The following is a 20,808-nucleotide window of genomic DNA, read 5'->3' as shown; positions in this document are numbered from 1 at the left end:
TGGACGCTCCAGATCAGAGGCAACGCAATGACCGAGGAAAACCGCCCCCCGAAGAATCTCTTCGGGTGCGCCATCTTCTCTTCGCCAGCATTGCGGTGAAGGTGGGCGTCGCGTCAGGCGCGCCGCTTCAAGCTGATAGTTCGGCCTTTCGCACTCTACATTCAGAAAAATGGGCGGACGCCCGCTTATCGAGCCGGCCTATAAACTTGGCCTCGGACGGCGACAGCCTAATCGCGAAGCTGATCCGGTCGTCCAGGGGCTCGCCTGAAAGCACCAAGTCGATTGCAGCCGGCTTCTGGCAACGCACAGCCGTCACCGAGCCGAGAACAACGAAAAACCGATTTGATCGAAGTGGCGCACCCGACAGGATTCGAACCTGTGACCTCTGCCTTCGGAGGGCAGCACTCTATCCAGCTGAGCTACGGGTGCGTCTGCGGCGACGTGGCCGGACGGCGGTGCTTACAGCATGGGCGGGGCGGTCTCAATCCCTGAACTGCCTTCCACCGGTCGCTTCTTGGCGAGAGGGGCCGGAGCGCCTAGCGTCAGGGGCGAGAGAGGGAGATTTTCATGCGCGCTATCACCATCGCCGCCCTGATGGGCGCCGTCGCCGTTCTGGCCGCCTGCGCGGCAGCGCAGAAGCCGGACGCCGACAGTCTGGATGCCGTGGCGCGCGACTACGTCGCCCTGACGCTGGAGATCGGCGAGCGCGAGCCGGGTTATGTCGACGCCTATTACGGCCCGGCGGAGTGGGCCGAGGCGGCCAAGGCGCAGCCGCGCGCCCTGCCCCAGCTGTCCGAAGGCGCGGCAACCCTCGCCCGGCGCCTCGTCGCCCTGCCGGAGCCGGGGCTGGATGCCCAGAGCCGCCAGCGCCGCGCCTATATGAAGGCCCATGTCGCGGCGGCCTCGGCCCGACTGCGGATGCTGCAAGGCGAGAAGTTGAGCTTCGCCGATGAGGCCGAGGCCCTGTTCGGCGTGCGGCCGGAACTACGGCCTCTGTCGTCATATGATCCGGTGCTGGCCCGCATCGACGCCCTGGTCCCCGGCGAGGGGCCGCTGGCGGACCGGGTCGCCGCCTTCCGCGCCCGCTACGTCATCCCCAAGGACCGGCTGGAGACGGTGATGCGCGCGGCCATCAATGAGTGCAAGGCGCGCACCGAGCGCCGCATGACCCTCCCCGCCAGCGAAACCTTCACGCTGGAGTTCGTCAACGACAAGCCATGGTCCGGCTACAACTGGTTCAAGGGCGGCGCCTTCAGCCTTATCCAGGTGAACACCGACCTGCCCATCTATATCGATCGCGCTGTCGATCTGGGCTGCCACGAAGGGTATCCGGGCCACCACGTCTACAACGCCCTGCTGGAACAGACCTTCGTCAAGGACAAGGGATGGGTGGAGATGAGCGTCTATCCGCTGTTCAGCCCCATGTCCTTCATCGCCGAGGGCAGCGCCAACTACGGCATCGACCTGGCCTTCCCCGGCCATGAGCGCACGGAGTTCGAGGCGCGCGTGCTGTATCCGCTGGCCGGGCTGGATCCGGCGACGGCAGAGGCGCAGACGCAGCTGCTGACCCTGACGCGTGAGCTGGCGCGGGCGGAGTACACCGTGGCCGACGCCTATCTGGCCGGCCGCATCGACCGCGAGACGGCGCTGGACCAGCTGCAGAAGTACAGCCTCGTGGCGCGCGACCGGGCGGCGCAGCGGCTGCACTTCATCGAGACCTACCGCTCCTATGTCATCAACTACGGCCTGGGTCGGGACATGGTGCAGGCCTGGGCCGAGCGTCAGGGGCCGGACCACTGGAAGACGATGGAGCAGCTGCTGGCGAGCCAGACTCTGCCGGTCGACCTGAACTGAGAGTGATCGCAACCCGCGCCGGACCAACCGCGTTAAGGCAAAGGTTCCTATCTCAGAGGGGTTCACCCATGCGCATCCGCACCTTGACCATCGCCGCCGCCTCCGTCCTTGCGCTCGGCGCCGCCGCCTGCACCCAGGCCGAGCAAAACCAGGCCGAGGCCAACGCCGAAGCCGCCGGCGACAAGGCCGCCGACGTCGCCGCCCAGACCGGCGAAGTGGTCGAATCCGGCGCCATGAAGGCCGCTCAGGCGGTCGAAGAAGGCGCTGGCAAAGTCGCCGACAAGCTGGAGTCCAATCAGGCCGAGGCCGCCGCCGAGGGTCGCCCCGGCGCTGTCGACCCATCCACCGATACGCGCGTCCCCGCCAAGCACTGACGACGAACGCCAGATACGCGAAGGGGCCGCGCGATGTCGTTCGCACGGCCCCTTTTTTGCCTCGAGCAGAGAAAGCCCCCTCCGGCCGCGTCGGGTCGGGAGGTCCCGAAGGGCCGACGATCGCGGCCCGCTCAACTGCGCTCAAGTCGCGAGGATCCGCGATCCGAGCATAGCGCCCTTAGATATGTATGGCGTGGCCCAGAGCCCGCAGTGAGGCCTCGTGGAAGGCTTCGCCCAGGGTCGGGTGGACGTGGATGGTTCCGGCGACATCCTCCAGCACAGCGCCCATCTCCAGCATCTGGGCGAAGCTGTTGGACAGCTCCGACACGTGCTGGCCGACGGCCTGAATACCGAGCAGGCGGTGATCCGACTTGGAGGCGATGACGCGGACGAAGCCGCCGTCCTCGCCCGCCTCGATGGCCAGGGCGCGGCCGATGGCGGCGAAGGGGAAGACGGCCTGGATCACGTCGTCGCGGCCCTTGACGTCGTCGGGGCCGAGGCCGGCCGAGACGATCTCCGGCTCGGTGAAGCAGACGGCGGCGATGGTGGCGGGGTCGAACACGCGGGTCTTGCCGGCGATGATCTCGGCCACCACCTCGCCCTGCGCCGAGCCCTTGTGCGCCAGCATGGGCTCGCCGGTCAGGTCGCCGATGGCCCAGACGTTCTTCATCGAGGTGGCGCAGCGCTCGTCGATCTTCACGAACGGGCCGTTCATCGCCACGCCCATGGTCTCCAGGCCCCAGCCCTTGGTGCGCGGACGGCGGCCGACGGTGACCAGCACCTTGTCGGCGTCCAACTGCATCGGATTGCCGTCCTTGTCGGTGACGTTCAGCTTGCCGTCTCCGAAGCCCCCGGCGCGGGCGCCGAGCAGCAGTTGGACCCCGTGCTTTTCCAGCCATTTGGCGACCGGGTCGGTCAGCGCCTTGTCGTAGAGCGGCAGGATGCGTTCGGCCATCTCGACGATGGCGACTTCGGCGCCCAGCTTGCGGAAGGCGATGCCCAGTTCCAGGCCGATGTAGCCGCCGCCGACGACGACCAGCTTCTTCGGCACTTCCGGCAGGCTCAAGGCCTCGGTCGACGAGATCACGTCGCCGCCGAAGGGCAGGAAGGGCAGTTCGACCGGCTCGGACCCCGTGGCCAGGATGACGTGTTCGGCGGTGATGCGGATGTCGCCGTCGTCGGTCTTCACCGTGCAGGTCTTGGCGTCCGAGAACTCGGCCCAGCCCTTGATGACCTTGACCTTGGCCTTCTTCAGCAGGGCGGCGACGCCGGCGTTCAGCTTGTTGACCACGCCGTCCTTCCACTCGACCGTCTTGGACAGGTCGATGGCCGGGGTCGAGGCGGTGATGCCCAGCGTGCCCGCGTCGGATGCGGCCTTGGCCACGGTCTCAAACTTGCCCGCCGCGTGGATGATCGCCTTGGACGGGATGCAGCCGACGTTCAGGCAGGTGCCGCCGAGGCCGGGCGACGCATCCACCAGCACGGTCTCCAGCCCCAGCTGTCCGCAACGGATGCCCGCCACATAGCCGCCGGTCCCGGCGCCGATGATCAGGACTTTGGTCTTAAGGGTCTGCATGGCGATTCCGCGGCGGTTATGGTTGTGTAACGCTGATCAATAGGAGGGGGGTGATGAAGGTCAAACGTCTAGCGACGATCGCTGTCATGCTGGGGCTGGCGACCTTGGCGAGTTGCGCGCATCAGCCGGAGCCCGCCGCAGGTGACGTGCCTGGCTTCTTCGTTGCGCTCTTCCATGGCTTTTCAGCGCCGGTGACCTTGCTGCTTGGGTGGCTTTGGGAAGGGCGCATCTACGCATTTCCCAACAGTGGATGGTTCTACGACCTTGGCTTCATGATGGGCCTTTCGGTCTGGGGAGGGGGAGCGGCCGCCTCAAGGTGACGGCGACGCGCTCCCGATCCGCCTTCAGCTCATCCAGAGCGTGGCCGGGTTCTCCAGCAGGGTCTTGATCTTCTGCACGAAGACCGCCGCGTCATGGCCATCGACGATGCGGTGATCGAAGCTGGAGGACAGGTTCATCATCTTGCGCACGACCATCTGGCCGCCCCGCACCACGAGGCGCTCCTCGATCTTGTTCGGACCGACGATGGCGACTTCGGGGTGGTTGATGATGGGCGTGTGCACCACGCCGCCGAGCGTGCCCAGCGAGGTGATGGTGATGGTCGAGCCGGACAGCTCCTCACGCTTGGCGCTGCCGTCCTTGGCGGCGCCCGAGACGCGGGCGATTTCCTCGGCCGTATCGTAGGCGTCGCGCGCCTCGGCGTGGCGGACAACCGGGACCATCAGGCCGTTCGGCGTCTGGGCGGCGATGCCCAGATGCACGGCGTTGTGCTGGGTCAGCACGCCGGCCTCGTCGTCATAGGTGGCGTTGATGTTCGGCTGGTCCTTCAGGGCCACGACGATGGCGCGGGCGATGAAGGGCAGGACGTTGAGCTTGGCGCGGCCCGTGCCCTTGTTCTGGGCGTTCAGGTGGGCGCGCAGTTCTTCCACCGCCGTCATGTCGATCTCTTCCACATAGGTGATGTGGGGGATGCGACGGACGCTTTCGGCCATCTTCTCCGCGATCTTGCGGCGCAGGCCGATGATGCGGACTTCGTTGGTTCCCTCGGCCTTGGCGTAGAGCGAACCGCCCGCGGCCGTGGCCGGGGCGAACGTGCCGCCGCGCGCCACGAAGGCGTCCAGGTCGGCGTGCTCGATGCGGCCGGCGGGGCCGCTGCCCGGCACGAAGACCAGGTCGATGCCCAGATCCCGCGCGCGGTTGCGCACGGCGGGGGAGGCCAGCGGGCGCTCGCCCGGCTGGCGGCCGGTCAGGGCCGGAACGGGCTTGGCGTCGGCCTTGGGCGCGGCCGGCTTGGCGGCCGGCGCGGCGACAGAAGCCGGCGCGGCCTTGGCGGCAGGCGCTGCAGCGGCGGCCGGGGTCTCGGCGACATTGCCCTTGCCGTCGACCTTGAAGCTGACCAGCGGGCCGCCGACGGCGATCTGTTGACCGGCTCGGCCGTGCAGGGCGACGACGACGCCGGAGACGGGGCTGGTCAGTTCGACCGTCGCCTTGTCGGTCATGACCTCGGCCAGGATCTGGTCTTCCTGAACCGTGTCGCCGACCTTGATGTGCCAGCCGACCAGTTCGGCCTCGGCAGTGCCTTCGCCGACGTCCGGCAGCTTGAAGACGTGGTTGGCCCCGGCGGCGGCCGGGGCGCTGACTGGAGCCGCCTCGGCCTTCGGCGCCTGAGCGACGACCGGAGCCGCTTCGGCCTTGGCTGCCACGGGCGCGGGGGCCGGTTCATCGGCGGCGGCGTTGCCTTCGCCCTCGACCTCGAACTCGGCCAGCGGGCCGCGCACGGCCATCATCTGACCGGGCTCGCCGTGCAGGGCGGTGACGACGCCCGCGACCGGGCTGGTCAGCTCGACCGTGGCCTTGTCGGTCATGACGTCGGCGACGATCTGATCCTCGACAACCGTATCGCCGACCTTGACGTGCCAGGCGACCAGTTCGGCCTCGGCGGTGCCTTCGCCAACGTCAGGCAGCTTGAAAACAAAACGACCCATCTTAGCGACCTCCCGTCATGACGGCTTTCAGCGCGTCGGCGACCCGCTGCGGTCCGGGGAAATATTCCCATTCAAAGGCGTGCGGATAGGGCGTGTCCCAACCGGTCACGCGCGCCACCGGCGCCTCCAGGTGATAGAAGCAGCGCTCCTGCACCAGGGCGCTCAGTTCGCCGCCGAAGCCCGAGGTTTTCGGCGCCTCGTGCACGATGACGCAGCGGCCGGTCTTCTTGACCGAGGCTTCGATGGCCTCGATGTCCAAGGGCACGAGGGTGCGCAGGTCGATGACCTCGGCGTCGACGCCCGCATGCTCGGCGCCCGCCAGAGCCACCCAGACCATGGTGCCATAGGCCAGGATGGTGACGTCGGCGCCTTCCTTCATCACGCGGGCCTTGCCGATCGGCTCGACGTATTTGCCGGTCGGGACCTGGGCCAGTTCCTGCGCCTTCCACGGGCTGACCGGCTTTTCGTGCCAGCCGTCGAAGGGGCCGTTGTACAGGCGCTTGGGCTCGAAGAAGATGACCGGATCGTCGTCCTCGATCGCCGCGGTCAGCAGACCCTTGGCGTCATAGGGGTTGGACGGGATCACCACCTTCAGACCGGCGATGTGGGTGAACAGGCTTTCCGGCGACTGGCTGTGCGTCTGGCCGCCGAAGATGCCGCCGCCGTAGGGGCTGCGCACCACCATCGGCGTGGTGAACTGGCCGCCCGAGCGATAGCGCATCTTGGCCGCTTCGGAGACGATCTGGTCGTAGGCCGGATAGATGTAGTCGGCGAACTGGATCTCGACGACCGGGCGCAGGCCATAGGCGGCCATGCCGATGGCGGTGCCGACGATGCCGGATTCCGAGATCGGGGCGTCGAAGCTGCGGTTCAGGCCGTGCTTCTTCTGCAGATGGTCGGTGACGCGGAAGACGCCGCCGAAATAGCCCGCGTCCTCACCGTAGGAGACGACAGTCGGGTCTTCGGCCATCTTGACGTCCAGGGCCGAGTTCAGCGCCTGGATCATGTTCATGGACGCAATGGCGGGGCCGTCCGGGGCGACCGACGCCGGGGCGTCCTTCTGGTCGACCATGTCGGCTTCAATCTTGTCGTTGATCTCGGCCATTACTCAGACTCCCACTTCGCGGCGCTGTTCGACCAGGCGCCAGTCCTCGGTCGCATAGACCTCTTCGAACATGGTCTTCACGCTGGGGCGCGACTGGCCGAGCGTGCCGATGGCCTCGGATTCACGGGCGGCGGCGCGGACCTTCTCGACCGCTTCCTTTTCGGCCTCTTCCTGCTGTGCGTCCGACCACTCGCCCAGGCCGATCAGGTGCTGCTTCAGGCGGGCGATCGGATCGCCCAGCGGCCACTTCTCGTGCTCGTCGCCAGGGCGGTAGCGGCTGGGGTCGTCCGAGGTCGAGTGCGGGGCGCCGCGATAGGTGAACAGCTCGATGATCGTCGCGCCCTGATTGGTGCGGGCGCGCTCCTCGGCCCACTGGGTCGCGGCCCAGACGGCCAGGAAGTCGTTGCCGTCGACGCGCAGGGCGGGCAGGCCGTAGCCGATGCCCTTGGACGCGAAGGTGGTCTCCAGTCCGCCGGCGATGCCCTGGAAGGACGAGATGGCCCACTGGTTGTTGACGACGTTCAGGATGACCGGCGCGCGATAGACGGCGGCGAAGGTCAGGGCCGAGTGGAAGTCGCTTTCGGCCGTCGAGCCGTCGCCGATCCAGGTGATGGCGATCTTGTCGTCGCCGCGGATGGCCGAGGCCATGCCCCAGCCCACGGCCTGAACATACTGCGTGCCCAGATTGCCCGAGATGGTGAAGAAGCCGTAGTCCTTGGCCGAATACATGATCGGCAGCTGGCGGCCCTTGATGGGGTCTTCGGCGTTCGAATAGATCTGGTTCATCATGGTCGCGAGCGGATAGTCGCGCGCGATCAGAAGACCCTGCTGGCGATAGGTGGGGAAGCCCATGTCCTCGCGGCTCAGGATCATTCCTTGCGCAACCGCGATGGCCTCTTCGCCGGTGCACTTCATATAGAAGCTGGTCTTGCCCTGACGGTGGGCGCGGTGCATCCGGTCGTCGAAGGCGCGCGTCAGGATCATGGCCTTCAGGCCGCGACGCATGGTCTCAGGGTCCAGCTTGGGGTCCCAGGGACCGACGGCCTTGCCCTGATCATCCAGGACGCGGATCAGGCGGAAGGCGTGATCGCGCATTTCGGCGGGGGTCGTGCTGACGTCGGGGCGGGCGACCGCGCCGGGCTCGTCGAGCTTCAGATGGCTGAAATCAGGCGTATCGCCCGGCCGGCCCGAAGGCTCCGGGACGCGCAGCGATAGCGTCGGGGTATTCTTCATCAATGCCTCCCGTCCGGTTGAACCGGCCGCGTTTCCTTATGAACTAGGGCATAGCATGTCGGCTCACTGTTAGCTCTTCCAAAAACACTCTTGCCAAATACCAATTTGAGGTATTTTATTGCGCAGAAAGCAAATTCGGAGAAAGCCTTTGGCCGACGAACTCGACCCCATCGACGCGCGCATCCTTGACATCCTTCAGCAGGACGCAGGCCTGTCCGTCGCCGAGGTGGCCGATCGGGTCGGCCTGTCGGCCTCGCCCTGCTGGCGTCGGATCAAGAGACTGGAGGATAGCGGCCTGATACGCAAGCGTGTCACGCTGCTGGACGCTGGACTCCTGGGTCTGGACTTCGAGGTCTACGCCATCGTCAAGCTGAGCCTGCCGACGCGCGACAATCTGCAGATCTTCGAGGAAGCCGTCGAGGGCTGGCCCGAAGTGGTCCAGTGCGCCACCATCACCGGCCGCGAAGACTACGTCCTGCGCATCATCACCACCGACATGCACGCCTTCGACCAGTTCCTGCGCGACAAGCTGCTGACGCTGGGCATCGTCTCCAACTGCGAGAGCCACATCGTCACGCGCGGGGTGAAGAACGTCACCACCCTGCCCCTGGGCATCATCACGCCGCACGTCGGCTGACCGGCCGAACCGTCCTTGCGCCGTCGCCGCCTCAGCTGAGGCGGTCGAAGGCGACGGCGTGGACCTTGTCCCGCCCCAGCAGGGCCGCCAGCGGCGCGGTCGCGAACAGGGACGCCACCGCCGGATCGCGCACGTCCAGCCCCCCGGTGAAGGCGCCGAAGGCGGGCATGATCAGCCGCCGCCCGTCCGTGACGAAACACGGACGCCGCACCCCCCGGCCATAGGCGGCGACTCGCGCCGCCGGATGCAGATGGCCCGCGACCTCGCCCGGCGCCGGCTCAATCTGGGGTTCGTGGATCAGGAACAGGCCGCCCAGCGCCATCGTCTCAACCACCCGGCCGGGCAACTGATCCAGGGCGCCGGCCAGGGCGTCCAGATCATGGTTCCCCTCCAGCCAGACCCAGTCGCGCCCGGCCGCCAGCCTCTCCAGCCGCGCCAGCTGGGCGCCGTCCATGCGCGACACCGCCTTTGAATCATGGAAGCTGTCGCCCAGCAGCACGACCGCGCGCGGATCCAGCGCGTCGATCTCGGCCTCAAGCTTGGCCAGGGTCGCGGGGCTGTCATAGGGCGGCAGCATCTGGCCGCGCGCCGCGAAGGCCGAGCCCTTCTCCAGGTGCAGGTCCGAGGCGATCAGGGTCTGACGCCCCGGCAGCCACAGAGCGCCGGAGCAGCGCAGCACGCAGGCCTCGCCGTTGACCGTCAGCTTCAGCCCTCCGCACGGATGACGATAGGGCGACAGGGTCTCACGCAAGGCGTCGTTCATCGCCCTTCTCCCCTCGGGGGAGAAGGTGGGCGGCGGAGCCGCTCGGATGAGGGGGCTGTATCCGCAGGCAAGCCGTCAGACCGGGAGCGCGTGTCGGGCGTCCCCCTCATCCGCCTTGCTCCGCAAGCCACCTTCTCCCCCGAGGGGAGAAGGACGCACGATTGCTTCACGCCGCCCCCTTCAGCGCCTCGGGCGCGTCTTCCATGACTTCGGCGATCAGGGCCTCGGCGCTTTCATCCAGGATCATCTCAGCAGCGTCTCCCCCGACCCTCTCGCGCCCGATCTGCACCAGCACCGGCACGCTGAAGGGCGAAGGCCGGTCCAGCGATTTACGCACAATGCGGCCGTGGATGCGGCTCAGCAGTTGGCCCAACCGCGCCACGTCCAACAGGCCGGTCGCCGCATCCGCGCGCGCTGTCCTCAGCAGCAGATGGTCCGGCTGATGCCGCCGCAGCACGTCGTAGATCAGGTCGGTCGAAAAGGTCACCTGCCGCCCGCTCTTCTCGGCCCCCGGCTGGCGCTGCTCGATCAAGCCGGAAATCAGGGCGCAGTTGCGGAAAGACCGCTTCATCATGAAGCTTTCCTCCAGCCAGGCCTCCAGATCGTCGCCCAGCATGTCCGGCTCGAACAGGGCGTCGAGGTCAAGGTCGTCCATCGGCCGGATCGACCAGATCGCCAGGGAATAGTCGGTCACCACAAAGCCCAGCGGCCCCACGCCCATCCGATCCAGCCGCCGGGTCAGCAGCATGGCCAGGGTGGTGTGCGCCAGCCGCCCCTCGAACGGATAGGCGACCAGGAAATGCCGCGTCCCCCGCGGGAAGGTCTCGATCAGAAGCGTCTGCGCTTCGGGGATGGCGCTGCGGACCGCCTGAAGCTCCAGCCACTCCTGCACGTCGGGCGGCAGGACGCGCCAGTGATCGCGGTCCTGCACCATGTGCCGCACCCGCTCGGCCAATGACGTGCCTAGCGGGAATTTCGAGCCGCCGTAGGAGGGAATCTTCGGGTCTTTATCGACGGCGGGCGAGACGAGGGCGTCCGTCTTGACGATGCCCTGAAAGGCCCAGACCTGACCGGCGAAGACGAAGGTGTCGCCCGGCGTCATCTGCTCGAAATACCACTCCTCGGCCTCGCCGATCTTGCGGCCCGCGACCAGATGCTTGCCCCCTGCCCTGCGACCGGCGACGCGGACGTTCAGATTGGCGGCCGAGACGATGGCGCCGACGTTCATCCGGTGGCGCTGGGCCATCTGGGCGTTGCGGACCGTCCATCTGCCGTCACGGGTGCGCACGATGCGGGCGAAGCGGTCATAGGTGCGCAGCGCATAACCGCCGGTGGCGACCAGATCGACGACCTCCTCGAAGGCCTCATAGGTCAGGCCGCCATAGGGACCAGCCGTCGTCACCTCGGCGTATAGGTCGGCCAGATCAAAGGGTTCGGAGCAGGCGCAGCCCATGACGTGCTGAGCCAGCGTATCCAGCGTGCCGGTATGTTCCGGCTCCCAATCGAAGGCGTTCTCGGCCACGGCCTCGCGCGCGGCCTGGCACTCCAGCATCTCGAAGCGACTGGCCGGGACCATCAGGGCGCGCGACGGCTCGTCCAGCCGGTGGTTGGCGCGGCCGATGCGCTGGACCAGGCGGCTGGCCCCCTTGGGCGCGGCCAGTTGAATCACCAGATCGACGTCGCCCCAGTCGATGCCCAGGTCGAGCGTCGAGGTGCAGACGACGGCCTTCAGGTCGCCGCGCGCCATCGCCGCCTCCACCTTGCGCCTCTGCTCGGCGGCCAGCGAGCCGTGGTGCAGGGCGATCGGCAGGTCGTCCTCATTGATCGCCCACAGCGACTGGAACACGAATTCGGCCTGCCAGCGGGTGTTGACGAAGATCAGGCTCAGCTCGGCTCGCCGGATGGCGTCATAGACCTCAGAGATGGCGTGAATGCCGGTGTGCCCGGCCCAGGGCACGCGGCCCTCAGACACCAGCACGTCCACCACCGGCGGCGCGCCCGGATCGCCCAAGACGACCCGCACTCCTTCTCCCCCGAGCGGAGAAGGCGAGAGCCAGTCGGCGATCTTTTGCGGATCATCCACCGTCGCCGACAGCGCCACCCGCCGCATCTCCGGCGCGAAGGTCTGAAGCCGCGCCAGCCCCAGCGCCAGAAGATCGCCGCGCTTGCCGCTCCAGATGGCGTGGACCTCGTCCAGCACCACGCATTTCAGGTCGGCGAAATAGTCCCTCGCCCCCTCCCAGGCGCAGAACAGGGCCAGCTGCTCCGGCGTGGTCAGCAGGATGTCGGGCGGAAAGTCGCGCTGGCGCTGCTTCTTCGACTGTTTGGTGTCGCCGGTGCGGCTCTCGACGTGGATGTTGAGCCCGATCTCGCGGATGGGCGTCATCAGGTTACGCTCTACGTCGGTGGTCAAGGCCTTCAACGGCGACAGATAGAGGGTATGGACGCCCGACCCCGGCCCCGTCTCGGGGCGCGGCCCCCGCTCCGCCAGGTCGATCAGGCTGGGCAGGAAGCCCGCCAGCGTCTTGCCCCCGCCCGTCGGCGCCACCAGCAGGGCGTGCGCCCCGGCCTCGGCGGCGGCGACCATCTCCAGCTGATGCCGGCGCGGCGACCAGCCCCGACCGGCGAACCAGTCGGCGAACAGGGGCGGAAGCGTTGCAGTGCGCGGCGTCGTCACGACAGGCCTATAACATGTTCCCGTTCCGTTTCATCATCTCTGGCGCTATTGAGCGAGGGTGACTGCTGAATCCGCCGACATCCGGACCGTTCCGTCCCTGACGTTCGACCTGCCGCCCGCGCTGGCCACGCCGCCGGGGGCCGGGGCCGTGTGCGACGATCAGGGCGCAAGGAAGATCGGGCGCGGCGCCGCCGAGGGCCTGTTCATGGGCGGCGAGGTCATCGTCGCCCACGCCGGGCTGACGGCGCGGCGGCTGGGTCTGGCGCCGCCGGCGCGTTCGGCGCAGATGCTGGATGCGCTGGAGCTGTTCGCCTTCGTGCGCCCCGCCCGGTTCTGCGCGCCGTCGGCCACCGGGCTGGCGCTGGCTCTGGGGCGCGAGGAGCCGAGGGGCGCCGAGGCCCAGGCCGCCGCCCTGCGCGCGGCCGCCGCCGACCTGCTGGCCGAACTGGCCGCGCCCGCCTATCCGGGGCGTGAGGAGGCTTACACGCTGGCCCTGACGCTGGAGCGGGCGGGCTGGGGATGGGCGCCGCGCGTGCTTCAGGCCCTGCGCGCCGGGCCGTTGCGGGAGCGCCAGCAGCGCGGCTCGGGCCTCGACGTCTGGGCGCGGCTGCAGGAGTGGGAGGACGAGGCGCCGCGCGGCGAGGCCGGGTCGGCCCCCGTCGATTCCGAGAGCGCCCGCATCCGTCTGGACAAGCTGCTTCAGGCCTCGGGTCTGGACGAGACGCGGCCTGCCCAGTCCGACTATGCGGCCGAGGCCGCCTACGCCTTCTCGCCCCGCAACGAAGAGGGCCGACCGCGCGTCCTGCTGGCCGAGGCGGGGACCGGCACGGGCAAGACGCTGGGCTATCTGGCGCCCGCCAGCCTGTGGGCCGAGCGCAACGCAGGCGCAGCGTGGATCTCGACCTACACCCGCGCCCTGCAACGCCAGATCGACCGCGAGAGCCGCGCCCTGTGGCCCGACGAGGCCGAGCGGCGGCGCAAGACGGTGGTGAGGAAGGGGCGCGAGAACTACCTCTGCCTGCTGAACCTTCAGGACATGGTGCAGGCGGCGCAACTGGGGAACGGCGACCTGATCGGCATGGCGCTGGCCAGCCGCTGGGCCGCCCATACCCGCGACGGCGACATGACCGGCGGCGACTATCCCGGCTGGCTGCCCGGCCTCTATGCGACCGCGCCCATGCATCAGGCGGGACCGGCCAATCTGGTCGACCGGCGCGGCGAGTGCGTCCACGCCGCCTGTCCCCACTATCGTCTGTGCTTCGTTGAAAAGACCATCCGCGCCAGCCGACGGGCCGATCTGGTGGTGGCCAATCATGCGCTGGTGATGACGCAGGCGGCCTTCGACGGCGCCCGCACGGCGCGCGGCCTGAAGCAGGACGGCGAGACGGCGGCGCTGAAGCGCATCGTCTTCGACGAGGGCCACCACCTGTTCGACGCCGCCGACAGCGCCTTCTCCGCCTGCCTGTCGGGGCAGGAGGCTGCCGAGCTGCGCCGCTGGATCCGCGGGCCCGAGGGGCGAGGCCGTCGCGGGCGCGGGCTGGAACAGCGTCTGGGCGACCTGACCGCCGACAACGAAGCCGCCTCCAAGGCCCTGAAGGACGCGCTGCAGGCCGCCGCCCAACTGCCGGGCGAAGGCGTGTCGGGCCGCATCGCCCCGGCGTCTGGCGAAGTGAACCCCATCGGGCCGATCGAGCGGTTTCTGGTCGCGGCGCTGGAGCAGCTGCGCGCGCGCGCGGCCGAGAACGGCGGCGCCGAGTTCGGGCTGGAATGCGCCCTGCGCCCCGTCACCGAGCCGGTGCTGGAGGCCGCGCGCGAAGCCGCGCGCGCCATCGCCGCCGTCGAGGCGCCCCTGCTGGCCCTGTCGCGCCATCTCGAAGACATTCTGGACGAGGAGGCGGCCGAACTGGACGGCGCCGCCCGCGCCCGCATCGAAGGCTCCCTGCGGGGGCTGGACCGGCGCGGCCGCATGACCCTGCCCGGCTGGCGCTCCATGCTGGCGGCGCTGGAAGAGGGCGGCGACGAACCGGATCCCGACTATGTGGACTGGTTGAGCGCCGAGGCCGCCTTCGGCCGCATCCACGACGTGGCGCTGCGTCGTCACTGGATCGACCCGACCGTGCCGCTGGAAGCGGCGGTGGTCATGCCGTCGCACGGGGTGCTGGTGACCAGCGCCACCCTGTCCGACCCGGCCGCCGAAGACCCCTTCGACCTGGCCCGCCTGCGCACCGGGGCCGCGCGCCTGATCGAACCAGCGCGAACGCTGAAGGTGGACAGCCCGTTCGACTATGCGACCAACAGCCGAGTCATCGTCGTCAATGATCTGGTCAAGGACGACCCGCGCCAGATCGCGGCGGCCATGCGCGAACTGTTCCTGGCGGCGGGCGGCGGAGGACTGGGCCTGTTCACCGCCATCCGGCGGCTGAAGGCGGTCTATGAGCGGCTGGGGCCGGAGCTGGCGCGAGCGGGCCTGCCGCTCTACGCCCAGCACGTCGATCCGCTCGAGGTCGGGGCGCTGGTGGATGTCTTCAGGGCCGAGCGGGACAGCTGCCTCTTGGGCACGGACGCCGTGCGCGATGGCGTGGACGTGCCGGGGCGGTCCTTGCGCGTCCTGGCCTTCGACCGCGTGCCGTGGCCGCGCCCGGACCTGCTGCACAAGGCGCGGCGCGAGCGGTTCGGCACCGGCTCGGGCGGACGCTCCTGGGACGACGCCCTGGCGCGCGGGCGCATCGCTCAGGCTTTCGGCCGCCTGATCCGCCGGGCCGACGACCGGGGCGTCTTCGTCATGCTGGACGCCGCCTGCCCGACGCGCCTGTTCGCCGCCCTGCCGCCGGGCACGGAGGTGCTGCGCCTGGGCCTGGCCGAGACGGTGGAGTTGACCAAGGGCTTCCTGGCCGAGCAGGACTGATGCGCGCCTGCGTCATGCACCAGCGCGGTGAGCGAACCTGACTGCCCGGTCGCCTTAGCTTTGGAACGTCACGACCACGCTGTCGGCTGAACGGTCGGCCTCGCCGTGGAACACCGCTTCGATGTTGTTGCCGTCCGGGTCGAGCAGGAAGGCGGCGTAGTAACCGGGGTGATAGGGCCGCTCGCCCGGCGCGCCGTTGTCGGTTCCGCCCGCCGCCAGCCCCGCCTTGTGGACGGCCTCCACCATCGTTCGATCCTTCGCCTGGAAGGCCAGATGGCAGCGTCCGGTCGGGCGCCCCGCCGCCGCGACGCTGTCGAGCGACGAGACGAACAATTCGTCGGCCCAGAAGAAGCCCTCGCCTTCGCCGGCGATCGGCACGCCCAGCGCTTCGAGCACGGCGCCGTAGAAGCGGCGACTGGCCGCCAGGTCCGGCGTCACCAGTTGCAGATGATCGATCAGCCGGCCGCGATGAAGCTGCTGCGTCTCCATGGTCTTCTTCTCCCGTCAGTATGCGATTCGAACGGACCGCAGCCTAGCCTGTTCCTGCCGACAGGACGTGTCAGCCGACGCGCATCCTGCTACAGCGCGCTCATGACTGACGCCGCTCCGCATCACAGCCGCAAGGGACTGATCATCCCTTTCGCGATCGTCGCCATTGTCCTGGTTTTGTGGAGTGGTTGGTGGTTCTACCTGACCCAGCAGATCGAGCGCCGGATGGAGGCCCAGATCGCCGAGCTGCAGCAGGGCGGCTGGACCATTGAGCATGCCGGAATCTCGACCACCGGGTGGCCCATGCACGCCCGCGTGACGATCAAGCATCTGGATGTCGTCGCCCCGTCCGGTCATGCGATCGCAGCGCCCGAGATGATCGCCCAGTCCAACGCCTACAACCCGACGCGCTGGGTGCTGGCGGCCCCGGAAGGGCTGATCGTCACACGCGCCCAGAAGGGCAAGACCGCCATACGCGCCGACGGCATCCGCATGAGCGTGCACGGCCTGACGCAGCGTTGGCCCAATCTGGCGCTGGAGCTGGAGAAGCCGGTCTTCACCGCCCTGCCGGACGCCGAGCCCTTCCCGCTGAAACAGGCGCGTCTGGTGCAGGTCTATATGCGGCCGCATCTGATCGGCTCGGACACGCCGACCGACGACGTGGACGTGCTGTTTCGACTGGTCGACGGCGAGGGCCGCCCGGACGGCCCCGTCGAGAGCTTCGCCCAGTCGGGGATGCTGAGCGCCCAGATCGAGACGGTGGTCGAGAAGGCCTCGGCGCTGCGAAGGGGGGCTGACGCCAAGGGCCTGCTGAGCGCCTGGACAGCCGCCGGCGGGCGCTTCATCGACGTAAAGGGCCAGCTCCAGGCGGGCGAGAGCAAGGCCTTCGTCTCCAGCGACGCCCTGTCGGCGGACGACAAGGGCCAGTTGGAAGGCCAGGTCTTCGTGCGCGCCGAAAATCCCCTGCCCGCCATTGTCGGCCTGGCCAGCGCCCAGCAGGGCGGCGCGTTGGATCGCGCCGCAGTCGCCCGAGCCGCCGCCGCGACGCCGCAAGGCGGAACGGAAGGCGCCAGTCAGGACGTAGAGCTGGCCGTCCTGTTCCGAGGCGGCCGCACCTATCTGGGGCCGTTCGCCCTGGCGCCCGCGCCGCAGTTGTTCTGATGCTGACCGAACCGCCCGCCGACGAAGCGCGCCTGACGCTCGAGCGGGCCGTTACCCAGGCCGTCCGCGCCCGGCTGGCGGCGGGCCCTCGCGGTTCGGTCGACGGCGACGCCATCGCCTTGCGCACCCTGCTGTCCGGGATGAGCGTGGCCGAGAAGACGGCGGTGCGCGCCGTGCTGGGCCGGCTGGAAGCGGCCGAGGGGAAGCCCCTGGTCGCCTGCGGAGCCGTGTCGCAGGTGCTGGCGGCGGATCGCTGGGGCCTGGCGGCGCGGCCGATGGCGGAGGCGGACCAGGCTCTCATCGCCGTGCGCGACGGAGCCGCGCAGAAGACCCGCGCCCTGATCGATCTGTCAGCGCGGCCGTGGTGGGGGCGCCTTCTGGCCCTGCCCATGTTGAAGATTCTCGCCGCCCTGCCCGATGACGCCGCGGGGGCGCCGCGCGCCCTGCTGGTCGGGACCGAAGCGCCGGGACCGACCGGCGACGACCGCACCTTCTGGGTCACGGACAGCGGCTGGCCCGACGCCCGCATCGTGGAAGCCCTGTCGCAGGCCGGGCTGGCGGCGGAGTTTCTGTCGGGCGGTGGCGGGTTGAAGCTGTTCGTCCTGACAGGCTATGTGCAGGCCGAAGACATCAGGCTGGACGGCGCGCCCGGCGGCCTGACCGGCGTCATCGGCGCCGCTCCCGTCTTCTGAAGACCATTGCGACCGGCAGGGGATGACGCGCGCATGACCGAAGCGAACCAGGCGCCGTCCGACGGCGCGCCTCAACCCAAGCGCGGCGTGCTGGATATCGCCCCCTATGTCGGCGGCAAGAGCGCCATCGCCGGGGTCGCCAAGCCGATCAAGCTGTCCTCCAACGAAAACGCGCTGGGCGCGGGCGAAAAAGCGCGCGAGGCCTTCGCCGCCGCCGTCTCCTCGATCCACCTCTATCCCGACGGCCGTGCCGACCGTCTGCGCGCCGTGGTGGCCGAGGCGCATGGGCTGGAGCCGGAGCGGCTGATCTTCGGCAATGGGTCGGACGAAGTCTTCGCCCTGCTGAACCAGACCTATCTGGAAGCCGGCGACAACATCGTCACCAGCCAGTACGCCTTCGTCGCCTACCAGATTTCGGCCCGCGCCTGTCAGGCGCAGGTCAAGCTGGCGGCCGAGCCGGACCTGCGCGCCGACGTCGACGCCATGCTGGCTCTGGTCGATGAGCGGACCAAGCTGGTCTATCTGTCGAACCCGGCCAATCCGACCGGCAGCTTCGCCACGGGCGAGGAGATCCGTCGCCTGCACGCGGGCCTGCCCCCCCACGTCATCCTGGTGATCGACGAAGCCTACGCCGAGTTCGTGACCGAGCCGGACTGGGAAAGCGCCTTCGATCTCGCGCGCACGGCGCCCAACATCGTCGTCACCCGCACCTTCTCCAAGCTGCACGGCCTGGGCGGTCTGCGGGTCGGCTATGGCTACGCGCCGCTGGCGGTGGAGCAGGCCATCGACCGCATCCGCCTGCCGTTCAACGTCTCCCTGCCCGGCATCGAGGCGGCCATCGCCGCCCAGGGCGACGAAGCGCACCAGAGGGCTTCTCGCGATCTGGTGGCCGAGTGGCGGCCGCGCCTGACGCAGGCGATCAAGGGCTTCGGTTTCGAAGTCTTCCCGGCGTCCGGCAACTTCATCCTGATCCGCTTCCCCGATGCGAAGCGCCCGGCCTCGGCGGCGCAGGACTATCTACAGGCCAAGGGGATCATCGTGCGCGGCGTGGGCAGCTATGGTCTGCCGGATTGCCTGCGGGTGACGGTCGGCACCGAGGATCAGAACCGCGCCGTCCTAGACGCCCTCAGCGAGTTCGCGGCGAGCTGAAGCCTCAGCCGCCGCTGTTGAAGCGCACCACGCCGATGAGGCCGGCGCGCCACACGTAGTCGTCCTCGATCAGGGGGCTGTCCTTGATATCGCCGAGCCGCTGTTCGTAGTTGACGAAGGCGCCGACGCCGAAGCGGTCGCCGATCGGCACGGCCAGCAGCGCCGCCGCCCCCGCCGCTGACAGGCCGCCCGAGGGCGTGAACGCGGCGTAGTCGGTATTGGCCGCCTCTTGCGCGGTGACGCCGTAGTAGCGCTCGACCCGCTCGTCGCTGCCGCCACGCATATAGGCCATGGTCTGCAACAGGCCGATGGGCGTCACGCGCTGATGGCCGATGGAGCCGTAGTACTCCAGACCCGCGTCGTCGCCGGTCGCGTCGTGCTGGATGCGGCCGCCGACCACGATGTTCCCCGGTAGCCGCTTGAAGGCGTAAAGGGCAGCGTCAGCGCCGAGACCCGGCCGATCCATGCCGTCGATATCGCCCGCCGCGAAACGGGGCCGCAGCTGCACGCCAGCGTGGAAATCGTCCTGCTTGACGGCGTTCCAGCCCAGGCCGTCCAAGCCGTTGGCGTAGACGATGTCACGATAGGAGGCCGAGCCCCAGGCGGTGAAGTTGATTTCGTCAGACTTGCCGCCCGACACGCTGAACCCGCGCACAAAGCCGCCGCCGACGTCGACCTTCCACGTCTGCGGCGCCTCGACGGCCTGATACGGCAGAGATTGCGCCTGAACGCCGGCGGGCAGAGCGATGACGGCCCCCGCCAGAAGGACGGGACGGAAGGCTGAAAGCGGGATCATGAGCGGGCGCCAGGTCAACAACTGATGATATGGAAGCCGCCCTGCAAAGCCTAGGTTTGGGGCGGCAACAAGGCGTTCGACGCCCCTTCGATCCGGCTTTCCAGCTGCTTCATGAACTCGGCCCGTTTCAGACCGGCCGGGATCGGCGGCAGGAATTCGAACACCACCGTGCCCGCATAGCGTTTGAAACCATGCGCCGGCCAATGGACGCCCGAGTTGGTGGCGACGGGCCAGCAGGGCGCGTCCGCGTCGCGATAGATGGCGGCCACGCCGGGCTTGTAGTCGGCCGGTTCCCCGGGCGTCGTGCGGGTGCCTTCGGGGAAGATCAGGATCTGGCGGCCCTCGGCCAGGCGGGCGCGGGTCTGGCGCACCATGTCCTTCAGCGCCTTGGCGTGGGCGGCGCGGTCGACGGCGATCATCTTCGTCTTCCAGGCGAACCAGCCGAAGAAGGGCAGCGGCATCAGTTCCTTCTTCATCACGAAACAGGCGTCGTCCAGGAAGGCGAAGGGGGCGATGACGTCCAGCATCCCCTGATGCTTGGCGGCGATCAGGGCCGGGCCGTTCGGGCGATGCTCCAGGCCGCGCACCTCGACCCTGACCCCGGCGATCCAGCGCAGGCCGAACAGGACGAAGCGCGCCCACAGCTTGATCACCCCCATCGCCGCGCCATGCGGCATCAGCAGCGCCGGAGACAGGCCGACCGCGAACAGCGGCATCGACAGATACAGCCACAGGGTGAAGAGCAGGGATCGAACGGTCGTCATGCGGCGGCCTTGAGGGATTCTGAGACGTCGGGCGCGGCGGGACCGGGGCGTTCCGGGTGACGCCCGGTCAGGCGATGCATCCCCTCGCGGCCCAGAACGGCCAGGTACTTCATATATTCCAGCGTCATGCGCCGGGCGGTCTCGGTCGCGCGCCACCAGGACGGGGTGTCCAGCGACGGCGTAGAGATGGCGTAGGGAGTCAGCCGCACGCCGGGCGCCGCGCCGCGAATCTCCAGCAGGCTGCGCGGCATGTGATAGTCGGACGTCACGACGATCAGGTCGTCGTAGCCCTTGGCCCGCGCCCAGGCGGCGATCTCCTGGGCGTTGCCGACGGTGTTCTCGGCCTCGAAGCCCAGGTCGACGCAGCAGTTGAACAGCTTCTTGGACCCCGGCGTCAGGGCGCGCAGCTCCTGGCGACGCACCTCGCGGTTGACGCCCGAGATCAGCAGCCGGTCGCCCTTGCCCTGCTCCAGCAGTCGGACGGCGGCGTTGACGCGCTCGGCCGAGGGGCCGGTCAGGGAGACAATGGCGTCGGCCCGGGTCGGGTCCGGCGCAGGCGTGAAGCCGCGCACCCGCTCGGCGAAGACGAACAGGCCCGTCAGCCACATCAGCGCCACCACGGCGATCAGCGTCAGGAACTTCATGAGA

18 protein-coding genes and 1 tRNA gene are annotated in these 20,808 nt (G+C 68.9%); 8 read left to right on the top strand and 11 right to left on the bottom strand.

The features are described from left to right. Positions 1 to 352: 352 nt before the first annotated feature. Positions 353 to 429, bottom strand: a tRNA-Arg gene (locus tag H9656_RS13815). Between the two features lie 138 nt (positions 430 to 567). Here H9656_RS13815 and H9656_RS13810 point away from each other — a divergent pair. Together H9656_RS13810 and H9656_RS13805 are read left to right on the top strand one after the other, a co-directional pair. Then, positions 568 to 1,854, top strand: coding sequence for a hypothetical protein (locus H9656_RS13810; RefSeq protein ID WP_191744817.1), 1,287 nt, complete (start codon positions 568 to 570; stop codon positions 1,852 to 1,854). A gap of 68 nt (positions 1,855 to 1,922) precedes the next feature. Then, complete coding sequence (locus H9656_RS13805; RefSeq protein ID WP_191744816.1) at positions 1,923 to 2,228, top strand: hypothetical protein; 306 nt, start codon at positions 1,923 to 1,925, stop codon at positions 2,226 to 2,228. Between the two features lie 178 nt (positions 2,229 to 2,406). On the opposite strand, the gene lpdA is transcribed toward H9656_RS13805, so the two are convergent. Next, entirely contained in the window at positions 2,407 to 3,804 is a 1,398-nt protein-coding gene (gene lpdA / locus H9656_RS13800; protein ID WP_191744815.1) for a dihydrolipoyl dehydrogenase, read from the bottom strand. 53 nt (positions 3,805 to 3,857) lie between these two features. On the opposite strand from lpdA, the gene H9656_RS13795 reads away from it, so the two are divergent. Continuing rightward, positions 3,858 to 4,124: a hypothetical protein gene (locus tag H9656_RS13795; protein WP_191744814.1), complete on the top strand. Its 267-nt coding sequence runs from the start codon at positions 3,858 to 3,860 to the stop codon at positions 4,122 to 4,124. A gap of 24 nt (positions 4,125 to 4,148) precedes the next feature. On the opposite strand, the gene H9656_RS13790 is transcribed toward H9656_RS13795, so the two are convergent. From H9656_RS13790 to H9656_RS13780, 3 genes are read right to left on the bottom strand one after another with little or no spacing between them, the layout of a single operon-like run. Further along, the gene (locus tag H9656_RS13790) at positions 4,149 to 5,789 is read right to left on the bottom strand and encodes a 2-oxo acid dehydrogenase subunit E2 (RefSeq protein ID WP_191744813.1); all 1,641 of its coding nucleotides are present in this window, start codon (positions 5,787 to 5,789) and stop codon (positions 4,149 to 4,151) included. A 1-nt stretch (position 5,790) separates the two neighbouring features. Beyond that, a complete protein-coding gene (locus H9656_RS13785; RefSeq protein ID WP_225212521.1) occupies positions 5,791 to 6,894 on the bottom strand; it encodes an alpha-ketoacid dehydrogenase subunit beta in 1,104 nt (367 codons plus the stop codon). 3 nt (positions 6,895 to 6,897) lie between these two features. Continuing rightward, on the bottom strand, positions 6,898 to 8,127 hold the full coding sequence (locus H9656_RS13780; RefSeq protein ID WP_191744812.1) for a 3-methyl-2-oxobutanoate dehydrogenase (2-methylpropanoyl-transferring) subunit alpha: 1,230 nt from the start codon (positions 8,125 to 8,127) through the stop codon (positions 6,898 to 6,900). A 148-nt stretch (positions 8,128 to 8,275) separates the two neighbouring features. Between H9656_RS13780 and H9656_RS13775 the strand changes: the two genes are divergently transcribed. Then, entirely contained in the window at positions 8,276 to 8,764 is a 489-nt protein-coding gene (locus H9656_RS13775; protein ID WP_025976636.1) for an Lrp/AsnC family transcriptional regulator, read from the top strand. A 31-nt stretch (positions 8,765 to 8,795) separates the two neighbouring features. Here H9656_RS13775 and pdeM read toward each other — a convergent pair whose 3' ends face one another. Together pdeM and H9656_RS13765 are read right to left on the bottom strand one after the other, a co-directional pair. Continuing rightward, positions 8,796 to 9,527, bottom strand: a complete 732-nt coding sequence (gene pdeM, locus H9656_RS13770; protein ID WP_191744811.1) for a ligase-associated DNA damage response endonuclease PdeM — start codon at positions 9,525 to 9,527, stop codon at positions 8,796 to 8,798. A 166-nt stretch (positions 9,528 to 9,693) separates the two neighbouring features. Then, positions 9,694 to 12,204, bottom strand: coding sequence for a ligase-associated DNA damage response DEXH box helicase (locus H9656_RS13765; protein WP_191744810.1), 2,511 nt, complete (start codon positions 12,202 to 12,204; stop codon positions 9,694 to 9,696). A 58-nt stretch (positions 12,205 to 12,262) separates the two neighbouring features. On the opposite strand from H9656_RS13765, the gene H9656_RS13760 reads away from it, so the two are divergent. Next, positions 12,263 to 15,109, top strand: coding sequence for an ATP-dependent DNA helicase (locus H9656_RS13760; RefSeq protein ID WP_191744809.1), 2,847 nt, complete (start codon positions 12,263 to 12,265; stop codon positions 15,107 to 15,109). Positions 15,110 to 15,163: 54 nt separating this feature from the next. On the opposite strand, the gene H9656_RS13755 is transcribed toward H9656_RS13760, so the two are convergent. Next, entirely contained in the window at positions 15,164 to 15,598 is a 435-nt protein-coding gene (locus H9656_RS13755) for a VOC family protein (RefSeq protein ID WP_191744808.1), read from the bottom strand. A gap of 102 nt (positions 15,599 to 15,700) precedes the next feature. Here H9656_RS13755 and H9656_RS13750 point away from each other — a divergent pair, with 102 nt between their 5' ends. The 3 genes from H9656_RS13750 to hisC are packed head-to-tail and all read left to right on the top strand — an operon-like array spanning position 15,701 to position 18,600. Beyond that, complete coding sequence (locus H9656_RS13750) at positions 15,701 to 16,759, top strand: DUF2125 domain-containing protein (RefSeq protein WP_191744807.1); 1,059 nt, start codon at positions 15,701 to 15,703, stop codon at positions 16,757 to 16,759. Next, positions 16,759 to 17,451, top strand: coding sequence for a hypothetical protein (locus H9656_RS13745; RefSeq protein WP_191744806.1), 693 nt, complete (start codon positions 16,759 to 16,761; stop codon positions 17,449 to 17,451). Before H9656_RS13750 ends, H9656_RS13745 begins: the two co-directional genes overlap by 1 nt. A gap of 33 nt (positions 17,452 to 17,484) precedes the next feature. Further along, positions 17,485 to 18,600, top strand: a complete 1,116-nt coding sequence (gene hisC, locus H9656_RS13740) for a histidinol-phosphate transaminase (protein ID WP_191744805.1) — start codon at positions 17,485 to 17,487, stop codon at positions 18,598 to 18,600. 4 nt (positions 18,601 to 18,604) lie between these two features. Here the strand turns inward: hisC and H9656_RS13735 are convergent, their stop codons facing one another. From H9656_RS13735 to H9656_RS13725, 3 genes are read right to left on the bottom strand one after another with little or no spacing between them, the layout of a single operon-like run. Then, the gene (locus H9656_RS13735) at positions 18,605 to 19,396 is read right to left on the bottom strand and encodes a MipA/OmpV family protein (protein WP_191744804.1); all 792 of its coding nucleotides are present in this window, start codon (positions 19,394 to 19,396) and stop codon (positions 18,605 to 18,607) included. A gap of 50 nt (positions 19,397 to 19,446) precedes the next feature. Beyond that, positions 19,447 to 20,160: a lysophospholipid acyltransferase family protein gene (locus H9656_RS13730; RefSeq protein ID WP_191744803.1), complete on the bottom strand. Its 714-nt coding sequence runs from the start codon at positions 20,158 to 20,160 to the stop codon at positions 19,447 to 19,449. Beyond that, positions 20,157 to 20,804 carry a YdcF family protein gene (locus tag H9656_RS13725; protein WP_191744802.1) on the bottom strand — a complete coding sequence of 216 codons (648 nt, stop codon included), beginning with the start codon at positions 20,802 to 20,804 and terminating at the stop codon, positions 20,157 to 20,159. Before H9656_RS13725 ends, H9656_RS13730 begins: the two co-directional genes overlap by 4 nt. Positions 20,805 to 20,808 lie beyond the last annotated feature (4 nt).

This window comes from Brevundimonas guildfordensis, from assembly GCF_014836405.1.
GTDB classification, from domain to species: Bacteria; Pseudomonadota; Alphaproteobacteria; order Caulobacterales; family Caulobacteraceae; genus Brevundimonas; species Brevundimonas guildfordensis.
This window is presented reverse-complemented; position numbering and strand designations above follow the sequence as displayed.

Excerpts from the sequence above, each read along its gene's own strand:
- H9656_RS13755 (WP_191744808.1), bottom strand. The coding sequence starts at position 15,598 with ATGGAGACGCAGCAGCTTCATCGCGGCCGGCTGATCGATCATCTGCAA.
- H9656_RS13725 (WP_191744802.1), bottom strand. The coding sequence starts at position 20,804 with ATGAAGTTCCTGACGCTGATCGCCGTGGTGGCGCTGATGTGGCTGACG.
- H9656_RS13730 (WP_191744803.1), bottom strand. The coding sequence starts at position 20,160 with ATGACGACCGTTCGATCCCTGCTCTTCACCCTGTGGCTGTATCTGTCG.
- H9656_RS13785 (WP_225212521.1), bottom strand. The coding sequence starts at position 6,894 with ATGGCCGAGATCAACGACAAGATTGAAGCCGACATGGTCGACCAGAAG.
- H9656_RS13735 (WP_191744804.1), bottom strand. The coding sequence starts at position 19,396 with ATGATCCCGCTTTCAGCCTTCCGTCCCGTCCTTCTGGCGGGGGCCGTC.
- pdeM (WP_191744811.1), bottom strand. The coding sequence starts at position 9,527 with ATGAACGACGCCTTGCGTGAGACCCTGTCGCCCTATCGTCATCCGTGC.
- H9656_RS13810 (WP_191744817.1), top strand. The coding sequence starts at position 568 with ATGCGCGCTATCACCATCGCCGCCCTGATGGGCGCCGTCGCCGTTCTG.
- H9656_RS13750 (WP_191744807.1), top strand. The coding sequence starts at position 15,701 with ATGACTGACGCCGCTCCGCATCACAGCCGCAAGGGACTGATCATCCCT.
- H9656_RS13780 (WP_191744812.1), bottom strand. The coding sequence starts at position 8,127 with ATGAAGAATACCCCGACGCTATCGCTGCGCGTCCCGGAGCCTTCGGGC.
- H9656_RS13805 (WP_191744816.1), top strand. The coding sequence starts at position 1,923 with ATGCGCATCCGCACCTTGACCATCGCCGCCGCCTCCGTCCTTGCGCTC.
- H9656_RS13790 (WP_191744813.1), bottom strand. The coding sequence starts at position 5,789 with ATGGGTCGTTTTGTTTTCAAGCTGCCTGACGTTGGCGAAGGCACCGCC.
- H9656_RS13795 (WP_191744814.1), top strand. The coding sequence starts at position 3,858 with ATGAAGGTCAAACGTCTAGCGACGATCGCTGTCATGCTGGGGCTGGCG.
- H9656_RS13745 (WP_191744806.1), top strand. The coding sequence starts at position 16,759 with ATGCTGACCGAACCGCCCGCCGACGAAGCGCGCCTGACGCTCGAGCGG.
- lpdA (WP_191744815.1), bottom strand. The coding sequence starts at position 3,804 with ATGCAGACCCTTAAGACCAAAGTCCTGATCATCGGCGCCGGGACCGGC.
- hisC (WP_191744805.1), top strand. The coding sequence starts at position 17,485 with ATGACCGAAGCGAACCAGGCGCCGTCCGACGGCGCGCCTCAACCCAAG.